The organism is Acinetobacter sp. Marseille-Q1618, assembly GCF_902809855.1.
Taxonomy (GTDB): Bacteria; Pseudomonadota; Gammaproteobacteria; order Pseudomonadales; family Moraxellaceae; genus Acinetobacter.
In genome coordinates this window covers 281,349-299,184 of record NZ_CADDWJ010000001.1, presented here as the reverse complement: position 1 = coordinate 299,184, position 17,836 = coordinate 281,349, and the positions used below count along the sequence as shown (strand labels likewise).

Below are 17,836 nucleotides of genomic sequence, written 5' to 3'. Positions count from 1 at the left end.
TCATATTATGCAATTTAAAATGTTTATTTTCACATAAAAGCTCTTAAGTTATATTTTTTCCATAATATTTCAGCCTATTTTATGATGAGTGTTTTGTGAATTTTCACGTTTTATCCTAAAATGCATTTTTAAAAATCTTGCCTTATATTCATTATGCATTCTCCTACTCCTTCTCAGCAGCTTGATGTTGAGGGTAAACCTATTTCATTAAAAAGAGCCATGTCTCGCCGTCACTTGATTATGTTGTCATTGGGTGGTGCGATTGGAACGGGTTTATTTTTAAGTTCTGGCTCAGTGATTGCTCAAGCTGGACCTTTGGGTGCAGTTATTTCCTATATTATTGGCGGTTTAATCGCCTATATGGTGATGCTCTGTTTAGGAGAGCTTGCAGTAAATCAACCTGTAACTGGTTCATTTGGTGCGTTTGCCGCAAATAATATTGGTCCGGGCACAGGCTATATGGTGTCTTGGATGTATTGGCTCGGTTGGTCGGCAACGCTCGGGACTGAATTCACCGCAGCCGCTTTATTGATGCAAGAATGGTTTCCGCATATTTCAATTTGGATTTGGACGCTGATTTTTATCTGTGGCGTATTATTTTCCAATCTCTACTCTACCCGTTTTTTTGCTGAATCTGAGTTTTGGTTGTCCTTTATCAAAGTAGCAACGGTGGCAATTTTCATTTTAGTGGGCTTAGCTGCAATTTTTGGTTTTATTTCTTTTGATGGTTATAGCTCTGCGCCATTATTCAGTAATTTAACCGAACATGGCTGGTTTCCGAATGGGCTCTTTCCGATTTTTGCCACGATGTTAATTGTCAATTTTGCATTTAACGGTACAGAAATGATCGGGATTGCCGCTGGCGAAACTGAAAACCCTGAGAAAAATGTACCTAAAGCGATTCATGCCGCAGTATGGCGTTTAATGATTTTCTTTGTAGGTACAATTATTGTCATCAGTTCATTATTGCCCTATCAAAATGCGGGTTTAAATACGGGACATAGTGATGGTTTAAGTAGTAGTCCTTTTGTAACGGTATTTAACCATATCGGGATTCCATATGCTGAAGACATTATGCGCTTCGTCATTATTACAGCTTTACTGTCAACAGCAAATTCTGGCTTATATGCTGCTTCACGTATGATGTGGGCACTATCCGTGCAAAAACAACTACCTAAAGTATTTTCTAAACTGACTAAGTCTGGCACGCCTGTAATTGCGATTTTAGTGACCATGATTGGTGGTTTACCAGGTTTACTCTCAGAACAGTTTGGTGCAGATTTTATTTTTAAAAATTTACTCGGTGTTGCTGCTTTTACTATGGTGATCGTATGGATGAGCATTTGTTGGAGTCAGTTTAATTTCCGCCGAAATTGGCTGAAACAAGGTCATACCTTGGCTGAGTTGAAATTTAGAACCCCGTTGTATCCACTTGTGCCTATTTTAGGTTTTATCACTTGTACCATCACGGGTTTAAGTATGGCAGCCGATCCTGAAATGTTGTCAGGTTTTATTGGCTGTTTACTATTTATGGCAGCTTGTTATGCCAGTTATTATTGGCTGTACCATAATAAAAAATCGTAGCAAGAATTAGTTTTAAGGTGAGTATTTTACAAAATATTCACCTTGCCTTTAAAAATAAAATAATAAAATGCTCTGTATTTTAATGTTGATTAAATAAACACTTAAATCATTTTTTCAATAACATCCTTTGACAATTTAAAGTAATCTCCCTATTATAGCGACTCCTCACAACGACCCTATCGTCTAGAGGCCTAGGACATCGCCCTTTCACGGCGGTAACCGGGGTTCGAATCCCCGTAGGGTCGCCATATTTTAGAATGTTAAGCATTCTTATAAAAAACCTGAGCATGATGACTCAGGTTTTTTATTGCTATATTTTCAATATATTCATTACTGCACTTTAATGGTCTTCAATAGTTTTGAGTCGAACAATGCTTTCGGACTAATCACCTGTTCTTGTAAAGGAACACTTTTGCTATAACGTTGTTGCATTAATGCTTTCACTTTAGTATGACTCAGATCAAAATCTTTTAATTGTTGTAAAGGTGCTAACTCGATTCCTAAAGCATTTTTATAGGCTTTCCAAACAATTTCAGAACAATAAATCGCCTGATCATTCCATTCAAAATAAATATCATAGGGTTTAGCAAGATATTGTTCAGCATGTTTCTGTAAAGCGACTTGTTGTTGTAAATTCAAATTTTTATAAAGTCTTTTTACCACATATTTTTGTTGGACACCTCGATTTACCCACGCTTGAAATGCGGTATATTTCACAGGCTGTATTGCTTCTAACACCCATAATTTACCATTTTTATTGACCAACATCCCCATATGACTATAAGGTGAATGTGTTGCGAGTTGGATAACCTGACTTTGTGCCGATTTTGATGTTTGGAAAATTAGATCACCCGTTTGAAATTGTGTTGCATATAGTCGACTGCAACTGAGTAATAAAGTTAGATAAAATAGCTTATAAATCACTTGTATCATGGTTTAAATTTACTCATTTTATTGTTTTAAAAATAACCGAAAATCGTCTATTCCAACACTAGAACTCTTTAAAAGTAGCAATCCAATGCAAATACATTTATATCATCTACAAAACTCTCGCTCACAACGCATTGTATGGTTATGTGAAGAGCTTCATCTGGATTATGAATTAATCACTTTTACTGAGCACATACAAGAACAACCCAACCATCCACATCCTTTTAAGAAGTTTCCAACTATAGCATTTCGTCAAAATAAACAAGACAACTTTTCTATACTCGCTGAAAGCACTGCGATTGTGGATTTGCTGTGCCACTTTCAAAACAAACTTAATGTGAATGACTATTCAGATGTAAAAGAAATTGAAGCTTTTTATTATTGGAAAAACTTTGCTGATGCCTCCTTTATGCCCAATTTAGCACTCAAACAAATTTTTGCCCAGATTGTTCAAAAAACACCTTTACCTGTACGTTTTATTTCTAAACTTTTTAAATATGTTTTTGATCAAAACTATTTAAATGCGACATTACAACAACAAATGCAACATATTGATCAGCATTTACAACAACAAAGGTGGATGGCAGGCTCACACTTCAGTTGTGCAGATATTTTAATGTGGTTTCCTTTATCAGCATGTCAGCAATTAAGTAATAATTTTCAGGGTTTTGAATATATTAATACCTATTTAACCCAAATAGAAAGTAGACCTGCCTTTCAAACTGCGTGCTTAAAAGGACAATGGTCTACTTCAGCGTTTAAAAACTATTGGGCAAAAGTCAATTAAGCAGATTTACGTGAATTGACACGTCCCTGAATAACCGCTTTCACGTTATTTTTCGCATAGTTTAAAAATACCTTAAGTGGTGACAGTTTCGGATTTGGTTTTTTACCTTCGCCAATCGCTTTAAATTGTGCTGCATACCAAAGGATTTCCATGATTGCCATTTTATCGACGAATGGAATACCTGTCTTGATTTGTTCAACTGCGTAGCGTACATCATGACCTGCAATTAAACGATCACTCACATCGGTTTCTACTGCTAATGGACGTGCAATCCCGATAAACTCACATGCACCACTGTCTAATGCAGCATTCATGCCTTGTGCAGTACGAAAGCCCCCTGTCACCATCAAATCACATTTCACTTCTTTACGGATTTTTTCAGCAAAATCGAGGAAATAAGCTTCACGGGCAATGGTACTGGCTTTACGTTGCTCAGCTTTTGCACCTGCCATTGCTGGTGCCTCATAAGTTCCACCTGAAATTTCAATCAGATCAATGCCAGCAGCATCTATTGCTTTAAAAACTTGAACAACCTCTTCCTCAGTAATCCCGCCACGCTGAAAATCAGCAGAATTTAATTTCACAGAAATAATAAAATTTTCAGATGTCTTTGCACGTACAGCTTTATAGATTTCTAAAAGGAAACGCATACGATTTTCAATCGAACCACCCCATTGATCTTGACGTTTATTGGTCAATGGCGATAAAAACTGACTGATCAAATAACCATGCGCACCGTGTAATTGCACACCTTCAAAGCCTGCTTTTTCACAAATCCGTGCAGATTCTGCAAAGCGTTGAATCAAATGTAAAATTTCAGACTCTTCCAACGCACGCGGTGTTCCAAAAGTAGATGCCAATAATGGACTAAATGCAACCGCAGATGGTGCCACAGTTTCTTTGTTTAAACCTCGTGGACACTGGCGACCAGGATGTGACAACTGAATCAATTGTACCATGCCATACTTTTTACCGACATTTGCCCATTCTGTGAGTTTCGCTAAATCACGCTCGGTTTCCACAACCACTACACCAGGTTCGTTTTTGGCACGAAAATCCACCATCACGTTTCCAGTGATCGCGCAGCCTAAACCACCTTTTGCCCAAGCTTCGTATAAACCCAAATGAAGGTAGTTTGGCTGACCTGCGTGATTTGCCAAAGCCTCACTCATCGCACCTTTGATAATACGATTTTTAAATGTAATATTTCGGATCGTTTTTGCTTCTGCTAAATGGCTCATGCTGCTTCTCGAAATTATTTTTTAGAATAATTACTCTAAATTATTTTTTAAAATGGTCAAGTTAAATCTGACAATATCGCATGTCAAATTTAAATGAATGAGTTTTTTAATACTGACTGGCTGAAATCAGTTGCTTAGTATAGTCCGTTTTGGGATGTTCGAACAAAGCAGTTGTGTCTTGAAATTCAATCACTTCGGCATGACGTAACACCAAAACTTTGTGACACAGTGCCTTCACTACTTGTAAATCATGACTAATAAATAAGTAACTAATATGAAACTCAGCCTGCAATTGTCTTAATAATTTTACAATCGCACGTTGTGTAGTACGGTCTAAAGCCGATGTGGGTTCATCAAAAATGATCAACTTTGGACGTAAAACCAAAGCGCGTGCTAGTGCGATGCGTTGTCGTTGCCCACCTGAAAGTTCATGTGGATAACGCTGTTTAAAATCTATCGGCAATTCTACCTTTTGTAATGCTTCATCAATACGTACAGAAATTTCATGTGCTTTGAGTTTCTTTAATGCCAAACCCTCACCAATGATTTGTTCTACTGTCATACGTGGATTTAAACTACTAAATGGGTCTTGAAACACCATTTGAAAATCAGCCCGCAAAGGACGTAATTTAGATTCTTTAAGCTTATTTAAGTCTTGATTTAATAAGACGATTAAGCCATCACTTTCAATAAGTCGGGCAACCGCCAATGCCAATGAGGTTTTTCCCGAACCACTTTCACCGACAATACCAATCGACTCCGATTCATGTAGCCTTAAATCTAAAGGCTCAACTGCAACAAAATAATCCTTTACGCGATTCAGCAAACCTTGCTTGATTGGAAATTTGACACCTACATGATGCAAGGACAAAACTAAATGCGAAGGATCATCAGGTGGCGCAGGGTTGGCTTCACCAAAATCATGATCAAGCAAATGTTTGGTATAGGCTGCTTTGGGCGCATTAAAAATATCACGTACGGCGCCCTTTTCTTCGACCCGTCCTTTATTCATGACAATCACTTGATTGGCATAACGCTTGACCAAATTCAAATCATGACTGATTAAAATCATCGCCATATCATGATTTAAGATCAACAATTGCAATAAATTTAATACTTGTGCTTGCAGAGTTACGTCAAGTGCTGTGGTCGGTTCATCGGCAATGATAATGTCTGGCTCTAAGGCCAAAGCTGCAGCAATCATCACCCGTTGTCGTTGACCGCCTGACAACTCATGCGGATAACGACTGAGTTTTTCTTCTGGCTCAGGAATCCCCACATCAGTCAGTAAATCAATCACTCGTTTACGCACTTTCTGCTTAGACATACCATTTAAAAGTAATGGCTCACCAATAATTTTTTCTACTCGATGCAACGGATTTAGTGCGGTCATCGGCTCTTGGAAAATCATTGCGATTTTCTGACCACGCACTTGACGTAATCCAGCCTCATTCATGCTCAATAAATTTTGACCTTCAAAATTGGCTTCACCTGTAATTTTGAGATGATCAGGCAATAACCCCAACATTGCCAAACTACTGATCGACTTACCTGAACCACTCTCGCCAACAATTGCAACAGTTTCACCTGCATGCAGATCAAAATTTAGATTTTGCACCAGATCTTGTTGCTGATTTTGAATGTGTAAATGTCGCACCGACAATACTAATTTTGCGTCTTTATTGACGTCTTGGATCGAATGCATCACGAGTCGCCTCCCCAATATAAATCAATAAAGAAAGTACCAAAGCCAAAGTAAAGAAACCTGACAATGCTAACCATGGTGCAGTTAAATTATTTTTACCTTGTAGTAATAATTCACCTAAAGAAGCTGCATCGGGTGGTAAACCATAACCGAGAAAATCCAATGCTGTCAGTGCCGTGATATTGGCAGTTAACATAAACGGTAATTGTGACAAACTCGAACTCATCGCATTGGGTAAAATATGACGAAACATAATCGTACTGTCTCTAACACCCAACGAACGTGCCGCACGCACATAGTCTAAGTTTCGAGCACGTAAAAATTCGGCACGTACCAAACCGACCAAAGCAGGCCAACCAAATACCAACATGATCAAAAACAACCAATATACACTTGGAGTAAATAAACTGACCAAAATCATGATCATAAACAGTGTAGGTAAACCGCCCCAGACTTCTAGTACACGCTGCCCAATTAAATCAATCCAACCGCCATAATAACCCTGAATCGCACCCACCATAATCCCAATCACTGAGGCAAATAACGTTAATGCCAAACCAAACAATAACGACACACGTAAACCATATAAAATGCGTGCGACTACATCACGCCCTTGGTCATCTGTACCGAGCCAGTTTTCCTTGCTAGGTGGTGCAGGCAAAGGTACTGCCAAAGCCAAGTTTGGCGTTTGGTAGGAATAACGCAAGATCGGCCAAATCGCCCACCCTTTAGCATCAATCATCTGTTGCACCGCAGGATCACGATAGTCTGCTTCCGTTTCAAATACCCCACCAAAAGTCGTTTCAGGGTATTTTTTTAAAACAGGTGTGTAATATTCTTCATCATATTTCACTAAAAGCGGTTTATCGTTAGCAATAAACTCTACCCCTAAAGACAAAATAAAAATGATAATAAACAGAATAAAACAACTAAAACCTAAGCGATTTTTCTTAAATCTTTTCAGTCTTGCTTGCATGATCGGTGACATTATTTTGCACCTCTTGATTCAAAATTAATCCGAGGATCAATGATTTGATATAAGACATCACTAATCAAACGCAAAACCAAACCTAATAATGTAAATAAGAATAGCGTTCCAAAAATCACAGGATAATCTCGCTGAGTAATCGCTTCGAAACCAAGCAAACCCAACCCATCTAAATTGAAAATGATTTCAATAAATAAATTACCCACAAAGAAAATACCCACCAAAGCTTCAGGCAATCCTGCGATCACAATCAACATCGCATTACGAAATACATGTCCATACAGCACACGATTTTCATTTAAACCTTTGGCACGTGCAGCAATCACATATTGTTTATTTAACTCTTCCATAAATGAGTATTTGGTGAGATAGGTCAAACCAGCAAAACCACCCAATACAACAGCGATCAAAGGCAAAGTCATATGCCAAAAATAATCTTTAATTTTTCCAAATAAACTTAAACTATGAAAATCATCAGAAACTAAACCTTGCAACGGGAACCATTGAAAATATGATCCCCCTGCAAAGAACACAATCAGCAAAACTGCAAATACAAATGATGGCACTGCATAGCCAACTGCCAACAATAACGAAGTCGATTTATCAAAAATCATGCCATGCTGTTTGGCTTTTTTGATGCCAAGTGGAATAGACACTAAATAAATCAACAAGGTACTCCATAAACCCAAAGACACTGTTACAGGCATTTTTTCCCATAACAACTGCGTCACTGGCTTATCTTTAAAAAAACTCGTACCAAAATCAAAGTGCAAATACCCTTTGAGCATCATCCAAAAACGTTCAGGTGCGGATTTATCAAAGCCATATTGCACTTTGATTTTTTCTACCATCTCATCACTCAAACCACGTGCGCCTTGATATTGACTGGCTTGATTTGAACTCGAAGCTACTTCTGCCCCCATAGCAGCATTGCCCATACCCTGAAAGCTTTCTGCTTGTTGAATGGCTTGTTCTACAGGACCGCCCGGTGCAAGTTGAACCACCACAAAGTTAATCAGTAAAATAAAAAACAATGTTGGAATGATCAGTAGAAGTCGTTTGAGGATGTATGTGCCCATTTATTTGATATTCCTTGTAAGCGCATGACTTTAATTTTCAATCAAATACAGTCTAAATTATTGTTTACGCAAATATTGACTGACTTTTTGCGCTTGTTGTGGGTCAGACCACCAATAATCCAAACCGAGCGATAGTTTTGGTTTTACATTTGGTTGTTTGTACATATTCCAGTAGGCATACCAGTTTTTATCATTGCCATAGGTCAAAATATGATAATACCCTGAGCGCAATAAACGATCTAAAACTTTGGTGCGCAGAATCAACTGCTCACGATTTGGTGCTCGAATCACTTGCTGCACTGCATCGTCAATCACAGGGTTTTTAATACCTGCATAGTTATAATTGCCAACTTCATCTGCCGCTTTACTGCTCCACATTTGCGCCTGTTCATTGCCCGGTGTTAATGATTGCGGCATAACATTCGTGGTCATCTGGAAATCTGAACGGCGCATCCGTTCGATGTATTGGGGTACATCGACTTGGCGAACTGAAACTTGAATCCCTAGTTTTTTAAGATTGCGTACAAATGGCATTAAACTGCGCTGTAAGCCTTCTTGGTGGATTATAAATTCAATCCGAATCGGTTGCCCTTGTTTGTCTACCAACACTGTATCTTTGTAGCGATAACCTGCTTTGAGCAATAATGATCGCGCTGTCAATAAATTATTACGGTTAAAACCACTACCATCCGATTGAGGATATTTCCAATCTGCCAAAACACCTTGACGTTGTAAAGGATGCAAACGAGATAAATAAGGTTGTAGGAGTTTTAACTCCTGCTGACTCGGTTTGCCTTTGGCTTCTAATTCACTATTTTGAAAATAACTGGTTAAACGAATGTATTGCCCATAAAATAAAGCTTTATTTAACCATTCAAAATCATAAGCATAACTTAAGGCTTGACGAAAATAGATATCATTAAATGGTGCTTTACGGGTATTAAATACAAAGCTTTGAGTTGGGGCTGGATTTTGAGTTTTAGAAATATATTTCGTGACCATTCCCGCTTTTAAAGCAGGAAAGTTATATTCGGTACTCCATTTTCGAGAAATTTTCTCTTCATGGAAAGTATATTGTCCCGATTTAAACCCTTCAAATGCAATGTCCAAGCTACGATAATAAACAAACTTAATCACATCAAAATTATAGCGACCTTTATTCACCGCTAAGTCTTTACCCCAATAATTGGGATTACGCTTATAGGAAATACTGCGCCCTGCATCAATACGATCAATCAAATAAGGGCCTGAACCCAAAATCGGCTGCATGGTAATTTTGGCAAAATCTCGATTTTTCCAATCTGCTTTGGAATAAATAGAAATCGTAGACAAAATTAATGGCATTTCTGAATTGTTTTCAGACTTAAATGTCACTTTCACTTGGTATTTTGATAAGACTTCGGTTTTGTCCAAGTCGGATAAATACATTTGAAAGCCCGGATTGGCTTTGGTTTGAATGGTATCGAAGGTAAATTTAACATCCTCAGCAGTCACAGGCGTACCATTGCTAAAACGTGCTTTTGGATTTAAATGAAAAATCACAAAGTTGGTCTTTTCAGGATCAAAAGTGACTTTTTCCGCCAATAAAGGATACATGACACTCGGTTCATCGAGTGATGAACTCATTAAGCTATCAAATAAAAAATTAGTACCGTCAGCGCTACTGCCTTTGCCATTAAATCCATTCAAATTGTCAAAAGTGCCATTACTCGCTTGACTGATCCAACCGCCTTTTGGCGCATTTGGATTAGCATAAGGCATGATTTGAGCATTTGCGTATTTTGCTGTGGTATGAATCGCAATATAAGGCGTGGTCTGAACAGCCGCCCAGACTTGACTTACCATTGCAGATAACACACACATCACCCCAATTTTTTTTGCATACGCAAAGCTCAATTGCATATTGAGTCTATCCTTTTACTTATTACTTAATTTTTCAGCCAAAAACTATAGGTTTGGAACTTTGATGACTTCCCCAATACGCAACTGTGTAGAAGGTTTCATATCGTTCATTTCAGCAAGCTCATTGCTGGCAATGCCATATTTACTGGCTAAACGAATCAGAGAATCGCCGCTTTTGACTTTGTATTCTGTAACAGTTTTGGGAATACGAATGCTTTGACCCCGCTGTAAGCCTGCACGAACATTTAAGTTATTTAAGTCAGCCAATTCTTTTACCGAAATACCCGTACGACTCGCAATCACATTTAAGGATTCACCTGATTTTACTGTATAGGCTTCAGTGTCTTGTGTCGAACGTGTTGATTTGGTCGTTACATTCTCTGTTTCTTTAGATACTGCGCTTTTACTGGGTAAATCTCCATCAATTTTTAAACGTTGCCCTGCTCTTAATTTAGCATTACGAGATAAACCATTTAACTCAGTTAAAAAAGCCTCTTGTAAATGGTATTTCTTAGCAACCGAAGCAACAGTATCACCTGCCTTGACCACATGAATATTCTTATCTGTAGCACGATTCGTGCTTACCACTTCTTCTGCTTCAGATGATTTGGTGGATACAGGTTCACCTGACAACTTTAATTTTTGTCCAACAAATAAGCCTGCATTGCTGCTCATACCATTGAGATCAGCAACTTGACTGACGGATAAATTATATTTACTGGCAACACTGGTTAGACTATCGCCTGATTGCACAGTATAAGTATCTGGCACAGTCGTTCCTGCAGGAATTTTTAAAGTTTGCCCAACCAATAAGCCCTTAGACGCAGATAAATTATTTAACTCCGCCAATTCTGACAAACTCATTTTTGATTGAACTGCAATACTTGATAAAGTATCGCCACTTTTCACTCGATAATTTTCAGTCTTATAACTTGTTTCAGCTTTAACATTTTTAAACTTAGTCTGGTCTACAACTTTAGACTCAATTTTTTCAATGTTTTGCTCAACTTCTTGAACGGGTACATTGATTTTTTGCCCCACGAAAAGATTGCCCACTTCTAGACCTGGTGTCAAATCCACCAACTCTTGTACAGAAAGCGCATAACGATCAGCGATAGCTTTTAAATATTCACCACGTTTTACCACATAAGGCTTGGTTTTGATTTTTGCTTCAGATTTACTGTCTGTACGCCCTACAGTTTTATGCTCAGCATTGTCTTTTAAATGCAGTTTTTGTCCCACAAATAAATTACTGTTGGTGGTGAGATTGTTATAACTTGCCAACTGCGACACGGATAAATTAAATTGATTGGCTACACCCGTGAGACTGTCATTTGGTTGAACCGTATAAATTGCTGGTGTACTGTCTACTTTCTTTGTTGAGGTTTCTACTTGTTGCGGTTTGGCATCATATAAATATAAGGTAGCACCTACGAATAAAGTACCATTCGGGTCAACTTGGTTCCATTTTGCAATGTCACGCCAATTCACCCCATTTTTCATGGCAATAATCGCTAAAGTATCTCCCGGTAAAACCGTATAAGTACTGCGTTTGCCTTTAGGCGGTACCACCACAACTTCACTTTCAGTCTTTTCAAACTTTTTATCTTGGTTCAGTTTGACTTCTTCCGCAGTAACAGCACTCGGCTCAGCCAATCCTTTTGGATAAGCAAAGCCAACTGTGTTTTCTCGACCTTGTTGTTCTGCCACAGATTGACTGGTTTGAATTGCAGTTAACTTAATTTTGCCATCATAAGGATCAACGATTTCTGTGCCTTGTGGTGCAATGGCTTTAATTTCTTTAACAACTTCATCTTTTTCAGCTTGTGTAGCTTGAGGTTCTATCACCTGTTTTACAGTTAATTTCTCATCTTCGGCTTTGACTGCTGCCATGATTTGCTCACGCTCACGTGCAGACAACGGTGGCTCTACAGTCACTGGTTTTACATTGCTGGCTTGCGTCACCGCAACAGGAATACGCGGTGCGCTCGGAATAGCCGCATTTGAGGCAAACGTTGCTAAAGCAGATGAGCCTTGTGGTGTTGTTTTTATAGTGCTCGGTGTTGTAGTCGTTGTTGGACTAACAGGCGTAACGGGTTTAGGGGCTGTCGTGTTTGCTGTAAGAACCGGTGGATTGGTTCTATTTGGGGTAATCGGTGTACCTGTATTGGCTGGGACATAGGTCGGTGCGGGTACATAAGCTGGTGCCGTACTGGCTAAATAACCACTATTTGGCTGTAACGCTTTTAATTTGGCATCAATATTCGGATTTAAATCTGCAGGAATTAAAATTTTCATCGGGCTAGACACATCAATGATTTCACCACGATGTCCCGGGTTCAGTGCATATAGTTCTGCACGACTGAGACCTGTCGTTGCTGCAATTTGATTGAGTTGAATACCTGCAGGTACAGACACTTCTCTAAAGTGCGGACGATTCGCAATAGGTGGTAGTGTTACGCCATATTTTGAAGGATTTTTAATAATTTGGGCTACAGCCAAGAAACGTGGCACATAGTTCATGGTTTCTTGTGGTAAACGTAATGACCAATAATCGGTAGGTAGACCTGCTGCCTGATTACGGTTAATTGCTTGTTGAATACGTCCCGGACCTGCATTATACGCCGCAAGTGCCAACTCCCAAGAACCAAACTGATTATATAAGCTGCCTAAAAACTCATACGCTGCACGAGTCGACTCCACTACATCACGACGACCATCATACAAACCTGTTTGTCTTAAACCGTAAATTTTCCCTGTACTTGGAATAAACTGCCACATCCCTGCTGCAGCTGCACTACTGGTTGCAGCGGGGTCATAAGAACTTTCAATAATCGGTAAAAGTGCTAACTCAGTTGGTAAACCACGACGCTCAGCTTCTTTAACCGTATGATACAAATAACGAGAGGCACGCGCACTCAAACGGTCGATATAAGGTTGACGTGCTGCAAACCAACTACGCTGTGCGTCAATACGTGGATCCCAGCGGTCTTCATTCATTTTAAAACCAACAGACATGCGCTTCCACACATCACCATGTTTTAAAATCAGTAAACGGTCGCCTTCTACTGCACGCATATCAGTTGCAGATAATAAATCTTCTAAAGAATCTAAACTGCTTGCATCCAACATACCTGATTGTTTGGTGGTTTGCGGTTTGGTCACAGTTTGTGAAGAGGAACACCCTGTCATTAATCCAATGGCAGCAAGTGCTGATGTCATGAATGATAATTTGAATAAAACAGAAGTTGTGGGCTGCCACACAATTGTGGTTGGTTTAGACATACAGGGTTCCGAACATCAATATAGTAAATTATTTTATCCATGCCATTTTAGTAGAGCATCTCACTCATACAAGGCACTTATTGCAAGCAAATTGCTTACAAATGTTACAAAAAATTAAAAAAATCGCAGTTCTTGCCGTGGGAAAGCACGATTTGCGTATACAATAAATTCTTCGCTCGTTATGTTCAACACTAAATTCAAATTCATTGGTTATCATTATGTCTCAAACAATCACACTTTATGTAGATGGTGCATGCAAAGGCAACCCCGGACTCGGTGGTTGGGGAGCATATATCATCACAGCAACAGAAGAGCATAAACTCTGTGGCGGTGAGCTTGAAACAACCAATAATCGTATGGAGCTTTCGGCTGCGATTCAAGGCATTGCATTTTGCCCTAAAGATGCAAAACTCGTACTTTGGACAGACTCTAACTATGTCAAACGTGGCATTACCGAATGGATTGAAGGCTGGAAAAAGAAAAACTGGAAAGATGTGAAAAATCCTGATCTTTGGAAACAACTTGATGCGACCTGCAAAGGTCGTGATATCGAATGGAATTGGATCAAAGGTCATGCAGGTCATGCAGGCAATGAAATGGCAGATCAACTTGCCAACTTAGGTGCAGCAAATACCGCAAAAGGCATCCAAGAACCACAAATTACCACGATTCCCAAAACAGTAACGCAGGCGAGTGAGATCATGAACGAAGATAAAAAAAAAGTTGAAGCTGATTGGCTTTTAGATGATCCCTTTGGTTTGGATGTAGTGGAAAATGATAGCTCTGATGAGTTTGAAAATGATATGCAACTCGAAAACACTTTGGGTAGTGAAATTGATGCAACCAGTCAAACTGCTAGCCAAGTTATTCATAATGATGCAACATATGAAACTGAAGTGTTGAATGAAATAAATGAAAATAGCACTACTGAAAATACTGTTTCGACTTCAACATCACATCCGCATATTGTAATCACTCCAAAAAAACTCGATCTTCAAGGTCCAAGACAGCTCATTTTAGATACAGAAACCACTGGTTTTTATTTTCAGGACAGCGATCGCATCATTGAAGTCGGTGCAATCGAGATGATCAATCGCAAACTTACCGGCAGTTCTATCCACATTTATATTAATCCTGAAAAACCTGTAGGCGAATCTGAAGCCATTCACGGAATTACTGATGACTTTTTAAAAGACAAACCCAAATATGATGAAATCGCTCAAGTCTTATTTGATTATTTAAAAGGCAGTGAAATCATTGCGCATAATGCTAGCTTCGATATGAACTTCTTGGATATGGAGTTTAAACGAAGTGGCTTTGTGGCGTTGTCTGAGGTATGTACTGTCACTGATACCTTGGCGATGGCGAAAAGCAAACATCCAGGACAGAAAAATTCATTAGATGCGTTAGTGCGTCGTTATGAAATTCCGCAACGTGATCGTACTTTCCATGGTGCTTTACTGGATGCGGAAATTTTATCCGATGTTTATTTAGCGATGACAGGTGGACAAGTTTCTTTTGATATGGATGCCTTGTCAAATTCAACTGAGTTTTCTAATCACTCACAAAGTCGTCAAAAAATTGACCTTGAAGCACCTGTGATTTTTGCTTCTGATGACGAGCTTACAGCGCATCAAACGTGGATGGATGAGTTTCAAAAGAAAAATGGTGAAGCTTGTATCTTTGCAAAATAGTTAAATTGTTTAAAGCAATGCTCTCTCGCTGAGCATTGAAAGATGATGATTTTATTTTCAGTTTTGCATAAATCGCACACATTTCACTTTGTATCATATAGAAACGCATGCGATAGCATACAAATCTATTGTAAATCCTGTGCATTTAGGCGATATTAAAATCTAAAAATTAGTCTTTAAGATAAAGGCTAAAAAACTAAAACATGTAATTTTTATCAGGGGGCTTTGATGTCTTATCAAACATCAATTTATTTCGATCCAACGGCTTTATTAATAATAAAAAATGAAGTAGACAACTCGATTCAGCAAGTTGAGTCTGCTGTCAGCAGTTTGCTGGAAGATCAAACCTTGCCTTTTGGTATCGATGACGCATTGAATCAGTTTGAACAATGCGCACATGTCATTCGTTTAATTAATATGCCACAACTCGCACAACTCACGGAGTACGCTGCTGAGTTGATGCGTAAAATCATGCAAGATCCACGTAATATCAAAACTTCAGATGTGCTCGCTTTAAGTGAAGGCACAACCATGTTGAAGCGTTTTGTGGAATTTACCTGTTTACGTGAAGTTAAGGTTCATCAATTTTTGCTCGATACCTTAAACCGTTTAGAATTAGCACTGGGCAAACCTCTCACTCAAGAAGGCGAAAGTATCGTTCCGCTTTTAGACTGTGTTGAGCCACAGTTAGACTTAACTGCTGCCCCTGAACTAGAAAAATCTATTTATGTGCATAAACTCTATAAACTTTGTTTAAATAACCTGCTCAAACAACAAGAAGCGCCACTTGATTTTCAAGGTTTACAATTGGTGGGTGCGTATTTATCTCACTTGTCAGAAAATACACCAAGTAGTCAATATTGGAAATTAACCGCTAATGCTTTACAGAACCTACCAGAGATTATTTTAAGCGATGCACGCTTACGCACCTTGATTCAAATCGAAACGCATATTGGCGCATTCCTACAAGCCCCACAACAGTTTAAAGTTGATACCCTTGCCGTTGCCAATATTCTGAGTTTATGCATTAGCCAAGACAATGATATTGCGCAAAATCTACGTGAAAAGATTAATGCTGGTGATGATATTTTAACGGACAATCAATTACAGATTTTTAGTCGTCATTTATATGGTCCAGATTTTGAAACAATTCATACTGCGAGCAAACTCATCACTGATGAAATGAGCGAAATTCGTAACGACATTGAGTATAATTATCAAAATATGTCTGATGAAAAAACCGCAGAGTTAAAACATAAACTGCTTAACTTAGCCAATATTTTCAAAGTATTAAATTTAAGTGAGGCTGCAACTGAGCTCACTCAACAAGCGGTATTATTATCCGATCATAGTTCATTAAATGATGAAAATTATGCACAACAATTGATGAATAGTATTTTATCTGCGATGAACTCAATTGGTATTTTAGAACGTAATTACACCTCAAACCGTTTACAACTACGTGTCAATAATCTGCATATTTCACTCGATCGCTTAGACGAAGCACATACTGTATTGCTCAGCGAAACCAAGATCCAAATCGATACAACCAGTCAAACATTAGTACAGTACATTGCTGAAGCAAATAATGAAAATATTGCCAATATTCCAACACAACTGACTGAAATCAGTGGTGCTATGTTGTTCTTAGGTTCAAAAGAAAGTCAGCAAACTTTACTTGCAAGTGCTCGTTTTGTTACAGATGCCTTAGCGCAACAACAGACTTTAACGCCAGCACAAGTACAAGCATTGTTAGAGGTTTTAGCAAGTGCAGATATGATGATTGACAATTTGCAAAATAAACAGCCTGTATTACAGTCGATGTTTGATATAGCATTAACGAGTAGCCAAAACTTACAAGCGACTGCCTAATGTCTGAACAAACTACTGACTTATCACTTGCCTATATTTTTCATCATCATCAACTTTTGGTTGATGAAAATTTTCAACTTCCTCAAGTTGAGCAACTTGCAAGTGATTTAGTCTTTCGCTCGGGTGATCAGATCATTGCCCGAGATTTATTTATTGAAGAGGAAATTCCTGAAGGTTATCAACTTGTTCCTATTCGCCAACTGATTGCACAATGGACCAAAGTTCAGTTTGAACAAGCCAGCCGTGCTTTGCAACTTTTAGAATGGCGACGTAACCATAAGTTTTGCAGCCATTGTGGACATGAAACTGAAGTTCATCCCAGTGAATATGCAATGGTTTGCCCTGCTTGTCGTTATCATCAATACCCACGTGTACAACCGTGTATTATTACCGTAATTACACGTGGACAGGATGAAATTTTACTGGCGAAAAATGCCAAAAATACCAGCAATATGTACGGCTTAATCGCAGGTTTTGTTGAGGTCGGTGAAACTTTGGAAGAAGCTGTTGCACGTGAAACCTTGGAAGAAGTCGGAATACACGTTAAGAATATTCAATATCTTGCTAGTCAACCTTGGCCTTTTCCTAGTAATTTGATGTTGGCTTTTAAAGCTGAATATGAATCTGGTGAGATCGTCTTACAAGAAGAGGAAATCAGTGATGCAAAATTCTTTAAGTTTGATGCATTACCTGAGATCCCAATTTCAGGTAGTATCGCCCATGCCATGATTGAGCATGTAATACATAATAAAAAAATGCCTGAATAATT

12 protein-coding genes and 1 tRNA gene are annotated in these 17,836 nt (G+C 38.6%); 6 read left to right on the top strand and 7 right to left on the bottom strand.

What is annotated here, in order from left to right; genetic code table 11:
* Positions 1-153 precede the first annotated feature (153 nt).
* Both HUS24_RS01395 and HUS24_RS01390 read left to right on the top strand, forming a co-directional pair.
* Positions 154-1,584, top strand: coding sequence for an amino acid permease (locus HUS24_RS01395; protein ID WP_173910280.1), 1,431 nt, complete (start codon positions 154-156; stop codon positions 1,582-1,584).
* Between the two features lie 172 nt (positions 1,585-1,756).
* Positions 1,757-1,832: transfer RNA gene (locus HUS24_RS01390), tRNA-Glu, on the top strand.
* An 82-nt stretch (positions 1,833-1,914) separates the two neighbouring features.
* Here the strand turns inward: HUS24_RS01390 and HUS24_RS01385 are convergent.
* Positions 1,915-2,517: a YiiX family permuted papain-like enzyme gene (locus HUS24_RS01385; protein WP_173910279.1), complete on the bottom strand. Its 603-nt coding sequence runs from the start codon at positions 2,515-2,517 to the stop codon at positions 1,915-1,917.
* An 85-nt stretch (positions 2,518-2,602) separates the two neighbouring features.
* On the opposite strand from HUS24_RS01385, the gene HUS24_RS01380 reads away from it, so the two are divergent.
* Complete coding sequence (locus HUS24_RS01380) at positions 2,603-3,301, top strand: glutathione S-transferase (RefSeq protein ID WP_173910278.1); 699 nt, start codon at positions 2,603-2,605, stop codon at positions 3,299-3,301.
* On the opposite strand, the gene HUS24_RS01375 is transcribed toward HUS24_RS01380, so the two are convergent.
* The 6 genes from HUS24_RS01375 to HUS24_RS01350 all read right to left on the bottom strand — a co-directional run bounded on the left by HUS24_RS01375 (position 3,298) and on the right by HUS24_RS01350 (position 13,501).
* Positions 3,298-4,542: an NADH:flavin oxidoreductase/NADH oxidase family protein gene (locus HUS24_RS01375; RefSeq protein ID WP_173910277.1), complete on the bottom strand. Its 1,245-nt coding sequence runs from the start codon at positions 4,540-4,542 to the stop codon at positions 3,298-3,300. The genes HUS24_RS01380 and HUS24_RS01375 overlap by 4 nt on opposite strands.
* Before the next feature lie 106 nt (positions 4,543-4,648).
* Positions 4,649-6,247, bottom strand: a complete 1,599-nt coding sequence (locus HUS24_RS01370) for an ABC transporter ATP-binding protein (RefSeq protein ID WP_173911365.1) — start codon at positions 6,245-6,247, stop codon at positions 4,649-4,651.
* Positions 6,222-7,235, bottom strand: a complete 1,014-nt coding sequence (locus HUS24_RS01365) for an ABC transporter permease (protein WP_173910276.1) — start codon at positions 7,233-7,235, stop codon at positions 6,222-6,224. Before HUS24_RS01365 ends, HUS24_RS01370 begins: the two co-directional genes overlap by 26 nt.
* Positions 7,235-8,314: a microcin C ABC transporter permease YejB gene (locus tag HUS24_RS01360; protein WP_173910275.1), complete on the bottom strand. Its 1,080-nt coding sequence runs from the start codon at positions 8,312-8,314 to the stop codon at positions 7,235-7,237. The genes HUS24_RS01365 and HUS24_RS01360 overlap by 1 nt, the downstream gene beginning before the upstream one ends.
* Before the next feature lie 57 nt (positions 8,315-8,371).
* Entirely contained in the window at positions 8,372-10,216 is a 1,845-nt protein-coding gene (locus HUS24_RS01355; RefSeq protein WP_173910274.1) for an extracellular solute-binding protein, read from the bottom strand.
* A 45-nt stretch (positions 10,217-10,261) separates the two neighbouring features.
* Positions 10,262-13,501, bottom strand: a complete 3,240-nt coding sequence (locus HUS24_RS01350) for a LysM peptidoglycan-binding domain-containing protein (protein WP_173910273.1) — start codon at positions 13,499-13,501, stop codon at positions 10,262-10,264.
* Positions 13,502-13,719: 218 nt separating this feature from the next.
* Between HUS24_RS01350 and dnaQ the strand changes: the two genes are divergently transcribed.
* From dnaQ to nudC, 3 genes are all read left to right on the top strand, one after another.
* Complete coding sequence (gene dnaQ, locus HUS24_RS01345; protein WP_173910272.1) at positions 13,720-15,195, top strand: DNA polymerase III subunit epsilon; 1,476 nt, start codon at positions 13,720-13,722, stop codon at positions 15,193-15,195.
* A 228-nt stretch (positions 15,196-15,423) separates the two neighbouring features.
* Positions 15,424-17,067, top strand: coding sequence for a chemotaxis protein (locus HUS24_RS01340; RefSeq protein ID WP_173910271.1), 1,644 nt, complete (start codon positions 15,424-15,426; stop codon positions 17,065-17,067).
* Complete coding sequence (gene nudC / locus HUS24_RS01335) at positions 17,067-17,834, top strand: NAD(+) diphosphatase (RefSeq protein WP_173910270.1); 768 nt, start codon at positions 17,067-17,069, stop codon at positions 17,832-17,834. The genes HUS24_RS01340 and nudC overlap by 1 nt, the downstream gene beginning before the upstream one ends.
* Positions 17,835-17,836: the final 2 nt, after the last annotated feature.

What these genes read in the sequence shown, in the direction of transcription:
- HUS24_RS01395 (WP_173910280.1), top strand. Translation starts at nt 154, where the DNA reads ATGCATTCTCCTACTCCTTCTCAGCAGCTTGATGTTGAGGGTAAACCT.
- HUS24_RS01385 (WP_173910279.1), bottom strand. Translation starts at nt 2,517, where the DNA reads ATGATACAAGTGATTTATAAGCTATTTTATCTAACTTTATTACTCAGT.
- HUS24_RS01380 (WP_173910278.1), top strand. Translation starts at nt 2,603, where the DNA reads ATGCAAATACATTTATATCATCTACAAAACTCTCGCTCACAACGCATT.
- HUS24_RS01375 (WP_173910277.1), bottom strand. Translation starts at nt 4,542, where the DNA reads ATGAGCCATTTAGCAGAAGCAAAAACGATCCGAAATATTACATTTAAA.
- HUS24_RS01370 (WP_173911365.1), bottom strand. Translation starts at nt 6,247, where the DNA reads ATGCATTCGATCCAAGACGTCAATAAAGACGCAAAATTAGTATTGTCG.
- HUS24_RS01365 (WP_173910276.1), bottom strand. Translation starts at nt 7,235, where the DNA reads ATGTCACCGATCATGCAAGCAAGACTGAAAAGATTTAAGAAAAATCGC.
- HUS24_RS01360 (WP_173910275.1), bottom strand. Translation starts at nt 8,314, where the DNA reads ATGGGCACATACATCCTCAAACGACTTCTACTGATCATTCCAACATTG.
- HUS24_RS01355 (WP_173910274.1), bottom strand. Translation starts at nt 10,216, where the DNA reads ATGCAATTGAGCTTTGCGTATGCAAAAAAAATTGGGGTGATGTGTGTG.
- HUS24_RS01350 (WP_173910273.1), bottom strand. Translation starts at nt 13,501, where the DNA reads ATGTCTAAACCAACCACAATTGTGTGGCAGCCCACAACTTCTGTTTTA.
- dnaQ (WP_173910272.1), top strand. Translation starts at nt 13,720, where the DNA reads ATGTCTCAAACAATCACACTTTATGTAGATGGTGCATGCAAAGGCAAC.
- HUS24_RS01340 (WP_173910271.1), top strand. Translation starts at nt 15,424, where the DNA reads ATGTCTTATCAAACATCAATTTATTTCGATCCAACGGCTTTATTAATA.
- nudC (WP_173910270.1), top strand. Translation starts at nt 17,067, where the DNA reads ATGTCTGAACAAACTACTGACTTATCACTTGCCTATATTTTTCATCAT.